Genomic DNA, 17,434 nt, shown 5'->3' with positions numbered 1-17,434 from the left:
ACATAAAAAAATCATATATTACTTTTCAGTATATTTTAAACAATTTTAAAATTAATATCAGATTTCAACAGTCCCTTAATAGGCTTCTTTGTTGTAACATATCTACTGTTTTTTAATCACAGTATAACTATAGCTTTTATATTATGTATCTTATTTGGAGCGTCTCAAGCAGTTCATGTACTGAACTATTCAGCGCTTAGAAATACTGTCTCTGCGACCCAAATAGCTACAGGCCTTGCTGTTGTTAATATGTTTCTACCATTAAGTGGTGGTGTATTACAACCTCTTACAGGTACGATTATTACCCATTTAAAACAAAATCTTGGCTACACCCCTCTACAATCATTCCAAATAACTCTAATATTTATCCCTGCTTTAATGATTCTTTCATTTATCATTGCATTATTTATAAAAGATTCTAAAGACTAAAAATATACTTCTTTACTATAATTTTTTTTTGCTTTATCATTCGTCATATTATTTCGTAATGAAAATAAAGACCATGAAAAAGACTCTCTTAATAGTTGTTGTAATTATTGCTATCATTGCTTTACTTATTATAAACTTTCTACCTAATGAGAAACCCCAAACAACAAAAGGTTTTCATGATATACAAGTTGTTGCGGCTGAAGATCAGTATGGTAGCGTGGCTAAATTAATAGGCGGCACTAATGTTAAAGTCACAAATATAATTAATAATGCTGATGGTGACCCTCACACATTTATCTCCTCTGTAAAAAATGCAAAGCTACTAGCAGATGCTGATGTAATTATATACAATGGTGCAGATTATGACTCCTGGATACAGCCAATTTTAAAAAGCAACACAAACGCTGTAATCATTAAGGTACAAGACCTCGAGAGCTATCCAAAAACTTCAAAATTTGGCATAAACCCTCACCTTTGGTACAACCCAAAAACATTCCCAGCCTTAGCTACTAAGCTAAAAGATGTCTTCATCAAAAAAGATCCTAATGATAGAGGCCTATATGAAAAGAATTATGAAACTTTCAATCATAAATATGAAAGAGTATATCAATTAGTTGATCAGATAAAACAAAACTATAAAGGTACTCCTGTTACCGCAACAGAGCCTCTCTTTGGCTATATGGCAAATGCCCTAGGTTTAGATATGAAGGGTTTAGCCTTTCAATGGGTGATAATGAATGACTCTGAACCAAGCCCACAAATGATGATAAATTATGAAAAGCTTTTTGATAACAAAGAAATTAAAGTTCTATTTTATAATGAACAAGTTACTGATAATGTTACACATAAGATCTTAGAACTTGCAAGTAAAGATGAAATTCCTGTAGTCGGTATCACAGAAACAATGCCTCCTACTGATAATGCTATTGACTGGATGATAAATACATTACAAGCAACAGCAACTGTTCTAGAACAATCTAAGAGTGTAAAATGATAAAGTGCTCAAACTTAGTCATTGGATATAATAAGCCAATAACATCTCCTCTAAACCTAGAAATCCCTACTAATGCATGGGTTGGTATAGTTGGTAAAAATGGCATTGGAAAATCTACTTTCTTTAAAACTCTTCTTAGTAAAATACCAAGTATTTCAGGATCAGTCACTATAAACAACTCAAAAGTTAACACCGATAACATTAGTTATATTCCTCAAGAAAGAGAAATAAATTTTGAAGAGAAAACTTCAGGATATACCTTAGTAAAATATAGCTATAAACCAAAATCTTGGGGACTACCGCTGTTTAATAATGAGTTTAAAAAAAGACTAGATTATCTTATTGAACTAACACAAACTAGAGATTATATACATAACCCTTTTAAGAACCTCTCAGGAGGACAAAAAAAGCGCATATATCTAGTTCAGGCTCTTATAAATAAGCCTAAAGTACTGCTTTTGGATGAGCCACTATCTGACCTTGATCCTGATGCAAAACAAAGATTTATTGCTTGTCTTAAAGAAATACATAAAAAAGAAAGTATTACTCTTTTAATAATATCTCATGATATGAAAGAAATTAGCTCTCAGCTAGATGCCTTTATTCATTTTAAAGATGGTAAGTGTCACTATTGTGATGAAATGCCATGCTTACAGGAGGATATCTGTGTTTAATTACACCTTTATGATATATGCTTTTGTTGCAGGGACTATAATAGCTATTATATGTGGAATTATTAGCTTTTTTGTTATTATTAGAAGGCTATCCTTTGCATCGCATGCGTTAGGTCATATTAGTCTCACAGGAGCCTCAGGAGCAGTGTTACTGAATCTATCGGCTATGACTGGACAATTATTTATAAACCTAATTGCTGGGGTCCTTATGGGTGCCTTTGGTGATAGGATCAAAAAAAATGATATTGCTATTGGAATTGTTTTAACCTTTTTTTTAGGTCTAGGAACATACTTCTTATTTTTATACCAAAGCGGTTATTCTGGGTCTGTAATGTCAATCTTAGTTGGAGATATACTTACAGTTACTCTTGAGCAAATATATATACTGTTTGGCTTAGCAATTTTCACTATAACCATTCTTGTAACTATTGCAAGGCCACTATTTATATCTTCTATAGATCCTGTTTTTGCCGAATCAAAAAAAGTATCAAATAAACTTTTATCCATTCTACTTTTTGTTTGTATTGCAATAACTGTATCAATGGCCTGTCAAGTTGTTGGAATACTCTTAGTTTTTTCGCTTTTAATCGGTCCTGCTGCAATATCAACACAGTGGGTTGATGGTTTTTATAAACCTATTGCTCTGAGCACTATAATCTCAGTATTTACTGTTTGGTCAGGAATAATTGCAGCTTATTATATAGATGTTCCTATTAGCTTTTTTATAACTACAATAATCTGCTGTTTATATCTAATAAGTATCATAAAGAATAAACTAAAACCTTTAAGCTTTTGATCACTTTTTATTAAAAGCATTTACTAAATAATTTTTAACAAAAGCAATTCGTGAATTCATAAGACTTGATTTTGACCAAACAAGATAGATTTTATTTGTAAGCTTATATCCATGCTCAGAAAGATTGATCAATTGGCCATTTTTAATAGCTTCTAAACACATATAATCTGGCAAGATAGAAAAGCCCTGCCCTTGTATCACTAACTGAAGAATAATTCTTAAATCAGGTACCGTAACTATAGCAGGATTTTTGTATGTATATCCTATAGTTTTATCAAAAAAATCGGCAATTAAAGGTAAGTTCTCATCATATGCTATAACAGGTTTATCAATAAGTTGCTTTAAATCGTAAGGTTTTTTGATATATTGTCTTACCCATTCTGGTGAAGCAACAGGAATAAACTCCTCTTCAGCAATGATTTCAGAGGAAGTTGATGGTGTTTTATAATATGAAGCTAAAATAGCAAAATCCACATGACCCTCTTCAAGCTGCTGGACAATAAAGCCTCTACCTCCTGTTTGAATACGTAGTTTAATTTTAAAGGATAAAAGTTGCTTCATAATATCAACTGCCATATATTGAGTAAATTCTCCAGGTGCAGCAATATAAATAGTCCCTTCAATATTTTTAGAATATGCCCGAAGTTGACTAATAGTGCTTTCAATAGTATCCAATGGTTTAGAAACAGAATATGCAAGCTCATGAGCTATAGCTGTAGGTAACAGCTTCCTTCCTGTTCGGATAAACAAGTTTTTACCAATACTTGCTTCAAGTGTTTTAATATGCATTGAAACAGCAGGTTGAGTTAGATATAAACTACGAGCTGCTTCAGTCATTGAGCCAAGTCGATAAACTTCTAGGAAACTTCTTATATAATCTAATTGCATTACCTATAAATATATTTATACCTTACCTAAAAATCTATTATTTTTATTTTATATCAACAGTAGATATAATCCATATCAAATCTAGAAAATAATTAAGTAATTTCAAATAAATAAGGAGAATTATAATATGGAATACCTACATACAATGGTTAGAATTAGAGATATACAAGAATCTTTAGATTTCTACTGCAACAAAATGGGAATGGTTGAAGTTAACCGTATAGATAATCAAAATGGCAGATTTACAATTATATTTCTTGCTGCGAGTAACGATGCAAAGCAAGCAAAAGAAAAAAAATCTCCTCTACTTGAGCTAACTTATAATTGGCCTGAAGAAAATAAAGAAGCTGAAGTTTATACAAATGGTCGTAATTTTGGCCACCTTGCGTATAGAGTGGATAATATTTATGCTTACTGCCAAAAGCTAGTAGATGCAGGTGTAACGATCAATAGACCTCCTCGAGATGGTCATATGGCCTTTATCAAATCTCCAGATGGTATATCAATCGAGCTTTTACAAAAAGGAGAAGCTCTAGAACCAGCTGAACCTTGGGCATCAATGAAAAATTCTGGAACATGGTAGTTAATAAACTTAAAGGATTTAAAAATGAAAAATATACTATTTATAGTGACATCTCACTCAAAAATGGGAAGTACTAATCACGCTACTGGAGTATGGTTTGAAGAGCTATCTTCACCTTATTATATTTTTAAAGATGCTGGGCATAATATTGATATTGTATCAATTACAGGAGGTATTGTACCTATTGATCCAAACTCCCAAGGTGCAATAGGAGAGAACCCTTCAAGTGTAGATCGATTCTTAAAAGATGAGCACGCGATGAATACTATCAAAAATACAAAATCCATCACTGAGATCGATATAGACAAATACTCCGCTATCTTTATCCCTGGCGGGCATGGTACTATGTGGGATCTTCCAGAAAATAATACTTTAGCAAGTATTGTCAACAAAGCCTTAGAAATGGGAAAAGTTGTTGCTGCTGTATGTCATGGTCCTTCAGGACTTGTTTCTGCAGTAGACAAAAATGGCGATCCTATTGTTAAAGGACGTAAAGTGGCAGCATTTACTAATAAAGAAGAAGAAGCTGTAGGATTGACAGAAGTAGTTCCATTCTCTTTAGAGGATCGCCTAAGAGCATTAGGTGCAGATATCCATCAGGCCCTTGATTTTGAAGCTTTTGCAATCGCAGATGGTAACTTAATTACAGGTCAAAACCCAGCATCTAGTGAAAAAACTGCTGAATTGGTGATTAGCAAATTATAAGACATAGAAACATTAGCTTTTACACTATTATACTAAAGCTTTTCTACTTTAAGTAATATCTACATAAAATATCTTCTTTAAACTCGAAACTGATTATAAGTATATTATTTTCTTTTAGCTCTTATACATTTATAATTATTCTAACTTTATTAAAAAACTATATAAAATGATAATAACAAAAGAGATTGAATATCGTGGTGATGGCGTATTATTAAAAGGTTTTTATGCATACCCTGACAGAGGTTCCCACTTACCAGCAGTTCTAATAGCGCCAACATGGGCTGGTCGAGATAAGTTTGCTTGTGACAAAGCGATTGCAATGGCAAAAAAAGGCTACCTTGGTTTTACTATGGATCTTTATGGAGATGCTAAAGTCGGTTCTTCAAAAGAAGAAAATGCTAGTTTAATGAATTCATTGCTAGAAGATAAGTATGCTCTAATGACTAGACTTAGAACAGCTTATAGTGTTGTCAAAAAACTCCCTAGAGTAGATAAGGCAAATATCTCAGCAATTGGATTTTGCTTTGGTGGTAAATGTGTATTAGACATGGCAAGATCTAACGTACCATTAAAAGCAGCAATAAGCTTTCATGGCCTACTTGACTCTAATATTGTCAAAGAACAAAATATAGACACTAAAATATTAGTGTTACACGGCTACAATGATCCAATGGTACCACCTGAGCAAGTTAATAGATTTCAACTAGAGATGGACAAACGCAAAGCAGAATGGCAACTACATACTTTCGGTAATACATACCATGCATTTACAAATCCAAGTGCAAATGATCTTGAGTTTGGTACAGTCTTTAATGCAACATCAAATAAAAGAGCTTGGAGTTTAGCTGAAGGTTTTCTTAGAGAGACTTTTAATAATGGATATCCATTCTAAGAATTAGATTAGAAAGTTTACTTAATAAGACCAATATATGGAAGTTCACGGTACTTTTCATCGAAGTCCAATCCATACCCAACTATAAATTTATCCTCTATCTCAAAACAAACATAGTCAAGATCTACTTCTCTTTCTAACCTTGCAGGCTTAAATAATAAAGTAGCAAATTTTAAAGTCTTAGGATTATATTTATTAATACCATCTTTTAACTTATGATAGGTATGCCCAGTATCAACAATATCTTCAATTATTATAATATTTTTATCTCTAACAAACTCCTCTTTAAGAGATGTTTCTGTTAAAGTTACCTCACCAGAGCTCTTTGTTCTAGAACCATAAGATGATGCTGTAATAAACTGTGTTCTTAAATCAATTCTTAACTTTCTCACAAGATCAGCAAAGAACATAAAAGATCCTTTTAAAACACATACAAGAGTGACCTCTTGACCTGAATAATCTTGATTGATCTCTTCAGCTAATTTAGTAACAGCATCTTCAAGCTGTTGAGATGTTATATAAACATCAGTATTTTCTGCAGAATAACTCATAAATTTAACCTTTTTTGAAATAATCTTCAAAGAATAGAATCTGTTCTCTAGATGGTCCATAAGCTAGTGAAGATATAGGGATACCAATATGGTTTTCTATAGTTTTTAAATATGTTGCAAGAGCATTAGGCATATTTTCTTTAGTAACAGTCTCATCTATTGAGAAAGGTTCTAAATCAACCAGTATTGGCTCAACCTTATATAAATCAATACCAGGGTAAGCACAATATATTTCTTTGCCTTCATATTTATAGCCAATACAAATTTTTAAAGTATCCATATCTGATAATACATCAACTTTTGTCAAAGCAATTGACGTTAAGTTTGAGCACTTTGCAGAATATTTAAGTAATGGTAAATCTAACCAACCACAACGGCGAGTTCTACCAGTAGTTACACCTATTTCACCACCTTTCTTTTGAATAAAGCTACCTACATCATCAAAAAGCTCTGTAGGGAAAGGTCCTTCACCAACTCTTGTAGTATATGCTTTTGTAATACCAATCACATGATCCAAATCACTGCCTGCTGTTGTAGCGCCAGAATAAACACCTGCAACAGACGTATTAGAAGATGTAACAAAAGGATATGTTCCATAATCAACATCTAAAAGTACGCCTTGAGCACCTTCATAGACGATATTCTTACCTTCTGAGATAGCAGAATCTATAATTGAAAAAGTATCTTTTGAATATTGTTTAAGTTTTTGTCCTAAAGAGTAAAGTCTTTCAAACTCTTCCTCTATTGATGGATATTCGACTTTGTATAAATCTCTAAATAATGTCTCTTTTTCAGCTAATGCTATCTCTAATCTAGATCTGAGTAAATCTTTATCAAATAAATGCTTAAATTTAATAGCTTTGCGAGATACTTTATCTTCATAAGCAGGGCCAATGCCTTTGCCAGTTGTACCTATTTTCTCAGTAGTATTGCTCTCTCTAACAGCATCTAATAGCTTATGATAAGAAGTAATAACCGTACAAGACTCTGAAACAAAAAGGTTATCCGCTGAGATACTTATCCCAGCTTCTTGAAGACGAGTAATCTCAGCATCAAGAGCAACAGGATCTAAAACCACACCATGCCCAATCACGCATTTGGTATGACTGTGTAAAACACCCGATGGAATTAGATGTAAAAATGTTTTTTTACCATCTACAACTAATGTATGACCTGCATTATTACCACCTTGGTAACGTACAACCAAGTCTGATTTTTCTGCTAAAGTATCTGCTATTTTACCTTTACCTTCATCACCCCACTGAGCGCCAACGATTACAATTTTCGACATATTAAACTGAATATTCTGAGATTAAAATTTAGATACATAGTATGGTAATATATTAGCGAGCATTTTACTAGTAAAATATAGTCCAGCAAAATTATTTTGAATAGGTTTTTATTATTAATAATTGTTATAATAGCTATTCAAACTACAGCTTTAACCATCAAAAACAAGGAATAAATACATGTCAAAAATAAAAAGGGTTCTAATATCTGTTTCAGATAAAACAGGTATTGTTGATTTTGCAAAAGAATTAGCTAAATATAATGTGGCGATTCTATCAACAGGAGGAACATCAAAGGCTCTAAAAGAGGCAGGTCTTAATGTTAAAGATGTATCTGAGCATACCCACTTCCCAGAGATTATGAATGGTCGAGTAAAGACCCTTCACCCTCTTATCCATGGAGGCATTTTAGCAGATAGAGATAATTCAGAACACCTTCAAGCAATGCAAGATAATAGTATTGGCCAAATAGATATGGTTGTTGTCAACTTATATCCTTTTGTTAATACAGTTAAATCTGGTGCTGATTTTGATACATGTATTGAAAATATTGATATTGGTGGACCATCAATGGTTCGCTCATGTGCAAAAAACCATAAACATACAACTATACTTACAAACCCAAATCAGTACGAGATTGTAGTAAAAGAAATGGCTGAAAATGATGGTGAGACAACTTTACAAACACGTAGAGAGTTTGCTAAAGAAGCTTTTGCTCATACTGCTGAGTATGATAGCCATATTGCAAACTGGTTTAGTAAAGAGTTAGACGAAGAATATCCAGAAAAACTTTTCTCAGTAGGAACTCTTAATCAAGTTCTAAGATATGGTGAAAACCCACATCAAAAAGCAGCTATATACTCTACAGATGCAGACTGTGTAAGCATCACAAATGCTAAGCAACTACAAGGCAAAGAACTATCATACAATAATTTAAATGACGCTGATGGCGCTTTTGAAATGGTTTGTGAATACTCGGAACCATCTTGTGCGATTATCAAACATGCCAACCCTTGTGGCATAGCTTCTGGCAAAAATGCTTACCAAGCCTGGAAAAAAGCTCTTGCTTGTGACCCAATTTCAGCATTTGGTGGTATCGTTGCATTTAATTGTGAAGTCGATAAAGAGTTTGCTGAATCTTTAGGTAAGATGTTTTTAGAAGTGATAATAGCTCCTAGCTATACTCAAGAAGCTTTAGACATCTTAGCAGCTAAGAAAAATTTACGTGTCCTAGAAACAAACAAAGCTTTTGATACAAAATCATCACGTATGATTAGTAAAAATATTCATGGTGGAATATTATCTCAGTCATATGATAACGGTGGTGTTGATATTAATGACTGTAAAGTTGTAACTGATAGAGCACCGTCTGATAAAGAATGGGCTGATTTAATGTTTGCTTGGAAAGCTGTTAAATATGTAAAATCAAACGCTATTGTATATGCTCGAGATACTCAAACAGTTGGAATTGGTGCAGGGCAAATGTCTCGAGTAGACTCTGCTCGAATTGGTGCTGAAAAAGCCGAAGCTCATGAAAGTGCTAAAAACTCAGCTGTTGCATCTGATGCTTTTTTTCCTTTTGCTGATGGTTTAGAAGAGTGTATCAAAGCTGGTGCAACTGCAGTAATCCAACCAGGGGGATCTAAAAATGATCAAGAAGTTATCGATGCTGCTAATAAAGCTGGTATAACAATGGTCTTCACCGGAATGAGACATTTTAGACATTAGAAAAAATCTTAAAGTAAAAATATGAAACTTCTTTTACTCAATTAGTTATAACCTCCATATCCACCTTCATACCCACCTTGGCTATTAGAAGAACTTTTAATATAAACATTCTTATATGTTGATGATGCAAGGTTCTCAATTTTTACATAATTTTGGTGTATCTCTAATATTTTATATTGATTAAATATTATCTGTCCAACACTTACATACAAAGAAGTCTTACCAGCATTTAGTTTTGCACGAAGCTTATCCGCAAAACCAGAAACCCTTGTCAAACTATAGTCAGATGGCACAGCATTTGCAGAATAAACTATTTTTCGCTCGACCTTCTTTTTTTTAGCAGGTTTAGCTGGTGTACTTAAAACTTTTTGTGTTTGCTGGGTACTATTTCCTGGAGGTGTATTTTCATCAGAATCTGATTTATAGTCCTCTCCAGATGAATCATTACTATCAGAGCGATCATCACCTTGATCATTTGCACTTGTATAAGATTGTGGCGATGACATAACAGAACTAGTATCAAACTGTGAAGATGTACCTAATTTATCTTGAAATTGTTTATTCTGTAGTCTCAGAGAATTAAGCTGAGTTTTTAGCTTCTCTAACTCAATGTCTCTTGTATATTTATCTGTCTGTTCAATATATTTATTAAGGCTATCAATACCTTGCTTTTGCGCATGTGTTTCAGCATTAGATATTGCAAAAAAACTTAAACTAGCCAAAGCTATTACTATTTTTTTAAGCATAAAACTCACCTGTTATTTTCCAAGAGTCTACATTCCCTATTTTATCAAAATCTAGTGATATCTTATCTACTACGACATTGTCAATATTTTTAACTATCAGATAAAGTTTAAAAAGCTGACTTCTAGAATATCCTGAAAATTCTATATTTTTTAGTTTTGTTTTTTTATCTGAAGAATTATTATCCAAAATCTCAAAGTTAATATTTTCACTTTGTAATTCAGAGATTAAATAATCCATACTATCTTTTCTTTGTTTCTTATCTTTCAAAAAGACTTTATTAATCTTCTGATTCACATCATACCAGCTATTGTGCATTATAAACGAAGCATAATTATTATCTTTACTAATCGTATAACTATCTGCTTGTATAACTTTTTTTATTCTCGGGACTTGGTCAATATTTGAATACTTTCTTCTTTTATAAACAAGTTCAAGCTTTAGATCATCTTTGGAACTATTTGAGCTTGTATCTGTATCTGTGTCACTATCATTACTCTTGTTAGTGTCCCCAAAAGAGATAGTAGCACTACTAATTTGCCAGCCATATACAAGAGGCCTCTCATCTTCTAACAACAAATTAGTAATTAAAATTGTCCTTGCTATACTTTTGACCTTGAATTTTTCAATAAACTCGTTATATTCTTTTTTCTTTCTCTCTGCCATCATGGTTTGTTGAAACACCATGAACTGTTGTCTCTTTTTCTCTTGCTCAAGAGAGTTCTCATAGGAGATATAATAATAAACTAAAATAAAGATACAAAATACCGAAACAGCTGGAACACCAATATATAACTTCTTACTTTTATGTGAAAACTTACGTAAAGTTACTTTCTTTAAAGCTTTTGTATTTGAACTTAGTACTTCTTGAGAAATTAAATTAAAAATATTCTCAACATAACTGGAACTATCAAAAAAATTGACAAACTCAGGAGCTGCTATATCCAACATAATATGATAATCATGTCCTTGCTTTTGATGCATAGTTATTTTCTCTTTAAAGTAAGGTAGTAGCTCTATCAGCTCTTGTAATGATACAACTGTATCTCCAGAGTAATAAACATCTTGATTATTGAACTCATCTTTCTTTTTATACATATAAGTTCTTAGATTGATATCATTAATAACTGACCCAATTGGAGCAATATATCCATCTTCAATAAAACACACCCAAAAATTCTCTTCTTGGTTTGGTACTTGTGCAACCACTAAGCAGTTACTATATTTAGTTGCTAAAAATGCAGCTGCAGAGACTTTTTTTTCAGAAGCTTCATCAAGACTGCTTATAGCGTAAATATTTAAAGAATTTAAATATAGTCCATACTGGCCCTTATGTTCTTGCAATATAGATTTTTTAGTAGATAAACTTAGCTTCCACTCTAAACCACAAATAATATTATCATGCAAAAACACTGGTTTACCTCTACTCTATAATATATGGCGTAACTATCACAACTGTTGTTCGTAACTCTTTAGTTGTTTCTGTTTTTCCTCCTAAGAACCACCAAGTCCAAGCAGGCCCTACAGAGTTAGTAGAGTCTCTATCAAGTTCCTCTTGAAACCCTGCTAAAACAACTGTTTGACCAGTTTGTAAAGGCACAGTCTGCATAAATGTCTTATTCTGAACATCAGGTAACTCTATACGCTGAGATGGTTGCCTAAGAGTACTACCACTAGGAGCTTGGACGCTTGAAACTTCAAAGGTTCTAAGTTTAATTAAATTTGACATATTCAAGCTTATATTGACCAACATCTGACTACCATCAAGTATCTTAGGAGTTACAACTATCGAATAACCTGTATTGATTGTTCCTGGCTGAACCGATGCTTCAGCTAACCCTCCAACACCAGAAATAGTCATTTGAACCTGCTTCACATAGTCTGTTGTTCTCGCTACTTGAATAGGAGCTGGTTTTCCACTTACAGTATAAAGAGTAGTTCCAGTTACATATGAAGTTCTACCTAGTACATTTAAAGCATTTGCTATTAGTTTTGTACCTGCAAAAGGTCCTCCCGTGAATTGTGCTGCAAAACCAGGTAGTTGACTTGCTGTCAACACTGTACCAAAAGGATCTGGTGTAACATCAGGAACTTCTGAGCGCCATGCTAACTGGCTATTTGTCGCATTGAACACAGCATCCCAATCTAATCCAAGCTTTGTAGAGTCATTAGTTGTGACATTATACACTTCAACTTTTACAGCGATTCTCTCTTTTGCAATTTGATTGATTTTATCTATATACTTTTCAATTTTTGTCATAATAAAAGGAGTTGCCGTTACAGTTATAGTGCCCATCGCTGGACTAACTATAGCCTCTCCTTCAGAACCTAAAATTTTCTTGATAGTGTTTTCTGCTGTTTTCCAAGCATCGTAAGTACCATAATCATAGCTGGTATTAAAACTCTGCTGTCCATCGCCTTTTTTAACACTTGCAGCTGATGATATATCAGTCTTAGTTGTAGTTTTTCCTGGCAACATATTCATTTGAAATACTTTTGTCTGAGTTCTAAAAAACACAACCTGGTTAGTATCTTTACGATATTCCCAGTTCAGATTAACGGTATTACCGATATAATCGAGTACTCCTTTTAAAGTGCCCGCATATGAGATTTTAAAACTAGAAATATTCTTATCAGGTCGAGTGCGTTTCTTTGAACTTTCATCTATATATCCAAGATATACTCGAGCATCCCCAGATAGTTGCATCCCAATACCACTACTTACAGCAAGCTCGCTCAATATCTTGTTAATAGGAGTCTCTTTAGAAATATTAAATGTAAATTGTTTATCAAAAACAGCTGGAAGCTTTTTATGCTCTTCTAATACCTTGTAGCTTTTTGTAGCTATTAAAATCTGATCTTCTCTAGTAATAAGAGATGATCTTTTTTTAGTCTTTGACTGTTGCATAGCTTTTTCAGCATTATAGATACCTTTATTTGTAAGTTGTTCAGCTTCTTGCATATTTTCACAAGATGAAACGAGAAATAAAGTTGTTATTAAAAGTAATGAATTTTTAATTTTTTTCACAGTTTATACACCCTTACTTAATAAGAAGCTGCTGACATTTTATAACCAAGAGTCTGTATCAAGATAGCATGATTTGATTTAACAGTAGCACGAATTGGATTATCTGTACTTTGTAGTGACATCAGCACTTGCTCTAGAGCTCCTCCCTCAGCGGTAAGCTTTCCATATGCTGTAAAATCTTGAGAAATCTTATAGTCAAAATCAACATTCCAAATAATAGAATACCCAACACTTTTTGCCCATATATTAAGAGTGTCTTTAACACTATCACCCTTAAAACCAAAAAATACCTCTCTATCTTTATTAGCTAGCGCTTGTGCTGTTTTTCTATTTTTAGCATACGCTATAATGCCATCCTTTAGATTTACATATGAAACTGTTTTTGATATTTTCTTATTATTATTTATTTGTTTCTGTAGTAGCTCCGAGATCCTGACCTGATAGCTTCTATCTAGAGCTTTTTTTATGACATCCTGAGGCTTATACTGCTCGGTAACACCTTTTTGGCTATAAAGAGAAATACTATCTGGATTTATCCATTCGACACTAATATTTGGTGAGCTAGGAGTAGTTATAAAATCCTTTTTAGTTTTTACATCAACGACCTTTTCTTTTTGATAAGTTTCTGCCTGTTGAAAAGCCTTTTCTTGCTTCTTATTTGTACTACATGAAGCTACAAAAACTATTACACAAGCTAATAAAACGACATCCCTAATTTTTCGCACAATATAAACTCTTTAAATTTAGTTCTCAAAATTACTCAAATATAAATCACACATATTAAATCCACATTCGACCTCAAAACCTACATTACACAAACATAGTATTACTAAAGAGCATTATAATATATTTAAAAAAATAACTAAACTCTACTTTGAGCTTAGTCATAATCAGAAAAGCATATTATATAGAGAAATTCCAAAAGAAGATTTAGAAGTGAAATATAAATTGTTGTTAACTTGCGCTTGTATCTTTAGCGCAGTTAATTCCCCAATAGTATGTTACCCCACTGCCACCAACAAATTCATTATATGCATCATTTGAATCATAAGCTAGATTAAACTTTTTAGTAGCTTTGTTATAAACAACATTATCATATCTATGTGCTGGAGAAACATCAATAGAACTTCCTGGCGCTAGATTTGCAACCTGTTTAGGTACATGATATCCAGGCTTACACTGGAATACTAAACCATTACCTTGAGCTGTTATAGATGCTACTCCATCAGGCAAACCACGGCTATCTTTAGCATGCAAAAACTCATTAGCTACGGCTTGTGCAGTAGTACCAGTAGATGGATCTACCTTGTCAGTTACTTTAGTAACATTAGCCTTAGCACAGTTAGCTCCCCAGTAGTATGTTACCCCACTACCACCTACAACTTGATTATATGCATCATTTGAGTCATAAGCTAGATCAAACTTTTTAGTAACTTTGTTATAAACAACATTATCATATCTATGTGCTGGAGAACCGTCAACCTCATTTCCTGGAGCTAAATCCGCAACCTTTTTAGGCATATAGTATCCAGGCTTACATTGGAATACTAAGTTATTACCTTGTGCTGTTATAGATGCTATTCCATCAGGCAAACCACGACTATCCTTATCATTCAAAAAATCAGCAGCTACAGCTTGTGCAGTAGTACCAATAGAAGGATCTACAGTATATACAGCCTTTGTAGGAAGCTTTCTAGACTTATACTTAAACACTTCCTTATTTGACTGTACAGTTTGTATAACTTTTCCATTTACTATAAATTTAGAAACAAACTGAACTGTTTTAGAACCAGCACCATCAATTCCTGGAGCGATAACAGTTATACCTGTTGCATACGAATGAATAGATGGAACATAACGCGCACTACGTTTTTCACCATTAACAATAAAATATGTCTGAACGGCATGTTGCGGATTAATATATGTGCCTGAAGTATCAACACTTACGATATAATTATCAGCAGTCTTACCAGGTTGATAATTCCCAGTTATTAGTTTTAAAATTTCTTCTACTGGTTTAAACCTAAGTTGTGTTGTCTTTGTCTGCATAACCGTTCCATTAGGACCAACTGCTTTAAAATAAATAGCTCCTTTAAGGCTTATACCGATATCTGCTTCTGTCTCAGCTGAACCATTAACTACATTAGCCTCAGTGATATTGGGCTTATTACCATTTGCAGATGTTACCCAATAATACTTCCAACCAGGAGCTTGTGCTTTTGTACCTTTAACATTTGCAGTCACATTATATATTGTTTGAGTTGGTGAAAAGCTAGCTTTTGTGCTTGTAGTAAGATCTGGCAAGCTCGCCGCTGGTGTTACTGATTTTACATGTACAGTAGTTTCAGCATTACCATTTACTTCTCTATCTTGAGCAAAGCCAAACCAATTCACACTTACGTTATAGTCACCACTATGAGCAAATGTATGAGTAAATGAACTACCTGATACACCTGTATTCACACCATTTATGTACCATTGGCCACCAACTGTACCTTGAGGAATACCCATAGCATCAATAGTAAAAGTATATTCAAGTGGATTAGTCGTCGACTGTTTGCTTACTACATTTGAATCTAGACTATTATAGGCAGAAGGTAGATTAGCAGGCATTCTATTAAAACCTTCAGCAACACCAACACTAACTGTTGATAATGCTAAAGCTGAAGATAAAGCAATTGTTATTAATTTTTTTTTCATAGTTTTTCCCTTTTAAAATTTATGTATTTTCTTACAATCTCACACAAGATAGACCGGTCGGTCTATAAAGGTGAGATGAATATTACCAAACAAAAAAGCAAAACACAACTCTTTTGGTTTGTTTTTTAGGAAAGGTTTAAAATTTAGATAAATATAAACTTTAATATTTAGAAGTAATTTCAAAAAAGCTTCTAGCTTTTGCCAGAAAGCCAATATAGAAAGAAATTTATTTTATACAACTGACTCCCCATCTATGAATACCTAGGATATTAACCGGTGCTCCATTGAATGCATGATTTTGATCAAAATTCGCAACATCATAAAACTTTCTAGACTCAGAATATTCAACAACAGGGTATTGAGCTTTAGCACTAGGCACGAATGGTCCATTTTTATCTGTTTCTCCACCTACAGGCAGATTAGCTGCTACTTCAGAAATATGGTATCCTGGCTTACATGTATACACAATATGGTTACCCTTAGCCACAACTGAAGATATACCTATACCAATTCCTGAAACTGATTCCTCCTTAGGATTATAGTTATATAATTCATGAACAACTCCAGCAGCTGTTGTTCCAGTAGATGGATCTACAGTATACGTAGCTTGTGTTGCTTGAGGTTTAAGACAGTTAATTGACCATTCATATGGTTTAAAAGGACCATTCTCTAAAACACCATTTTGAGCTTGCCCATAACCCAGAATTGATACCTCTAGCCCTTTATAAGGACCAGTACTTAGGTATTCAACTCCTGGAACGGCTTCATTTATAGTACCTGATACCTTGTTTGTCTCAATTTTAGAGCCAACTGGAAGATTAGCAGCATCAGAAGTCATAAATGTCCCTGGATTACATACAAAATGTAACTGATTTCCCTCAGCAGTTACTGTAAATCTAGCTGTACTTGTTTTTTTCTCTACTGCTGAGTTAAATTTTGCAGCTATTGCAGTTGCAGTTGTTCCTATAGATGGATCTACCGTCCATGTAGCCTGTGTAGGGCCAATAATTTTTACATTTACTATAGTACTGCCAGAACCTGTTTTAACACCGCCAGTGTATGGTAGCTTTTTAATCCAACGTGCTTCAACTTTATGAGAGCCAAGAGTTGTAAATTTATGCGTAAGAATATTTCCAGATACACCAAGATTGTGCCCATCAACAGACCAAGTAACATTTCCTTGAGGATTAACAGCAGTAAAAATGTACTCACCAGCATTCGTTTGAGACTGCTTTGTTGTAATTATAAGATTCTCAACACTTTTCGTATGTTGTGAACTTGACGATTTAGATGCTTGCACTAAATTTTCAGAAATACCAACACTAACTGTTGATAATACTAAAGCCGAAGATAACGCAACTGTTATTAGTTTTTTTTTCATAGTTTTCCCTATTTTAGATTTACAAAGTTACACACCTCAAAAAAATACAGAC

Annotated in this window: 17 protein-coding genes; 8 read left to right on the top strand and 9 right to left on the bottom strand. The window is 33.4% G+C overall.

What is annotated here, in order from left to right; all coding sequences use genetic code 11:
- Positions 1–249: 249 nt before the first annotated feature.
- From AB8E56_RS05575 to AB8E56_RS05560, 4 genes are all read left to right on the top strand, one after another.
- Positions 250–429: a hypothetical protein gene (locus AB8E56_RS05575; RefSeq protein ID WP_329478870.1), complete on the top strand. Its 180-nt coding sequence runs from the start codon at positions 250–252 to the stop codon at positions 427–429.
- Between the two features lie 73 nt (positions 430–502).
- Positions 503–1,423, top strand: coding sequence for a metal ABC transporter solute-binding protein, Zn/Mn family (locus tag AB8E56_RS05570; RefSeq protein ID WP_329478865.1), 921 nt, complete (start codon positions 503–505; stop codon positions 1,421–1,423).
- Positions 1,420–2,097, top strand: a complete 678-nt coding sequence (locus AB8E56_RS05565) for an ATP-binding cassette domain-containing protein (protein ID WP_329478862.1) — start codon at positions 1,420–1,422, stop codon at positions 2,095–2,097. Before AB8E56_RS05570 ends, AB8E56_RS05565 begins: the two co-directional genes overlap by 4 nt.
- Entirely contained in the window at positions 2,060–2,893 is an 834-nt protein-coding gene (locus AB8E56_RS05560) for a metal ABC transporter permease (RefSeq protein ID WP_329478874.1), read from the top strand. Before AB8E56_RS05565 ends, AB8E56_RS05560 begins: the two co-directional genes overlap by 38 nt.
- Here the strand turns inward: AB8E56_RS05560 and AB8E56_RS05555 are convergent, their stop codons facing one another.
- Entirely contained in the window at positions 2,894–3,781 is an 888-nt protein-coding gene (locus tag AB8E56_RS05555; RefSeq protein WP_329478860.1) for a LysR family transcriptional regulator, read from the bottom strand.
- Between the two features lie 127 nt (positions 3,782–3,908).
- Here AB8E56_RS05555 and gloA point away from each other — a divergent pair, with 127 nt between their 5' ends.
- The 3 genes from gloA (at position 3,909) to AB8E56_RS05540 (ending at position 5,961) form a co-directional block, all read left to right on the top strand.
- The gene (gloA, locus tag AB8E56_RS05550; RefSeq protein ID WP_329478858.1) at positions 3,909–4,364 is read left to right on the top strand and encodes a lactoylglutathione lyase; all 456 of its coding nucleotides are present in this window, start codon (positions 3,909–3,911) and stop codon (positions 4,362–4,364) included.
- A gap of 24 nt (positions 4,365–4,388) precedes the next feature.
- Complete coding sequence (locus AB8E56_RS05545) at positions 4,389–5,069, top strand: type 1 glutamine amidotransferase domain-containing protein (protein ID WP_329478856.1); 681 nt, start codon at positions 4,389–4,391, stop codon at positions 5,067–5,069.
- Positions 5,070–5,235: 166 nt separating this feature from the next.
- Positions 5,236–5,961, top strand: coding sequence for a dienelactone hydrolase family protein (locus AB8E56_RS05540; RefSeq protein ID WP_329478854.1), 726 nt, complete (start codon positions 5,236–5,238; stop codon positions 5,959–5,961).
- Positions 5,962–5,978: 17 nt separating this feature from the next.
- Here AB8E56_RS05540 and hpt read toward each other — a convergent pair whose 3' ends face one another.
- Positions 5,979–6,512 (bottom strand): hypoxanthine phosphoribosyltransferase, encoded by a 534-nt coding sequence (hpt, locus tag AB8E56_RS05535; RefSeq protein ID WP_329478852.1) that lies wholly within the window; start codon positions 6,510–6,512, stop codon positions 5,979–5,981.
- 4 nt (positions 6,513–6,516) lie between these two features.
- Positions 6,517–7,803: an adenylosuccinate synthase gene (locus AB8E56_RS05530; RefSeq protein ID WP_329478850.1), complete on the bottom strand. Its 1,287-nt coding sequence runs from the start codon at positions 7,801–7,803 to the stop codon at positions 6,517–6,519.
- A gap of 178 nt (positions 7,804–7,981) precedes the next feature.
- Here AB8E56_RS05530 and purH point away from each other — a divergent pair, with 178 nt between their 5' ends.
- Positions 7,982–9,529 carry a bifunctional phosphoribosylaminoimidazolecarboxamide formyltransferase/IMP cyclohydrolase gene (purH, locus tag AB8E56_RS05525; RefSeq protein ID WP_329478848.1) on the top strand — a complete coding sequence of 516 codons (1,548 nt, stop codon included), beginning with the start codon at positions 7,982–7,984 and terminating at the stop codon, positions 9,527–9,529.
- Between the two features lie 41 nt (positions 9,530–9,570).
- Here the strand turns inward: purH and AB8E56_RS05520 are convergent, their stop codons facing one another.
- The 6 genes from AB8E56_RS05520 to AB8E56_RS05495 all read right to left on the bottom strand — a co-directional run bounded on the left by AB8E56_RS05520 (position 9,571) and on the right by AB8E56_RS05495 (position 17,382).
- Positions 9,571–10,275 (bottom strand): hypothetical protein, encoded by a 705-nt coding sequence (locus AB8E56_RS05520; protein WP_329478846.1) that lies wholly within the window; start codon positions 10,273–10,275, stop codon positions 9,571–9,573.
- Positions 10,268–11,686: a hypothetical protein gene (locus AB8E56_RS05515; protein WP_329478844.1), complete on the bottom strand. Its 1,419-nt coding sequence runs from the start codon at positions 11,684–11,686 to the stop codon at positions 10,268–10,270. The genes AB8E56_RS05520 and AB8E56_RS05515 overlap by 8 nt, the downstream gene beginning before the upstream one ends.
- A 10-nt stretch (positions 11,687–11,696) precedes the next feature.
- Complete coding sequence (locus AB8E56_RS05510; RefSeq protein WP_329478842.1) at positions 11,697–13,301, bottom strand: hypothetical protein; 1,605 nt, start codon at positions 13,299–13,301, stop codon at positions 11,697–11,699.
- A 17-nt stretch (positions 13,302–13,318) separates the two neighbouring features.
- Positions 13,319–14,026 (bottom strand): TcpQ domain-containing protein, encoded by a 708-nt coding sequence (locus tag AB8E56_RS05505; RefSeq protein WP_329478840.1) that lies wholly within the window; start codon positions 14,024–14,026, stop codon positions 13,319–13,321.
- A 229-nt stretch (positions 14,027–14,255) separates the two neighbouring features.
- On the bottom strand, positions 14,256–16,001 hold the full coding sequence (locus AB8E56_RS05500) for a hypothetical protein (protein WP_329478838.1): 1,746 nt from the start codon (positions 15,999–16,001) through the stop codon (positions 14,256–14,258).
- A 226-nt stretch (positions 16,002–16,227) separates the two neighbouring features.
- Complete coding sequence (locus AB8E56_RS05495; RefSeq protein ID WP_329478836.1) at positions 16,228–17,382, bottom strand: hypothetical protein; 1,155 nt, start codon at positions 17,380–17,382, stop codon at positions 16,228–16,230.
- Positions 17,383–17,434 lie beyond the last annotated feature (52 nt).

This window comes from Francisella sp. 19X1-34 (genome assembly GCF_041102755.1).
Classification (GTDB): Bacteria; Pseudomonadota; Gammaproteobacteria; order Francisellales; family Francisellaceae; genus Francisella.
The sequence above is the reverse complement of the archived record's forward strand: the minus strand, read 5'-3'. Positions and strand labels throughout refer to the sequence as shown.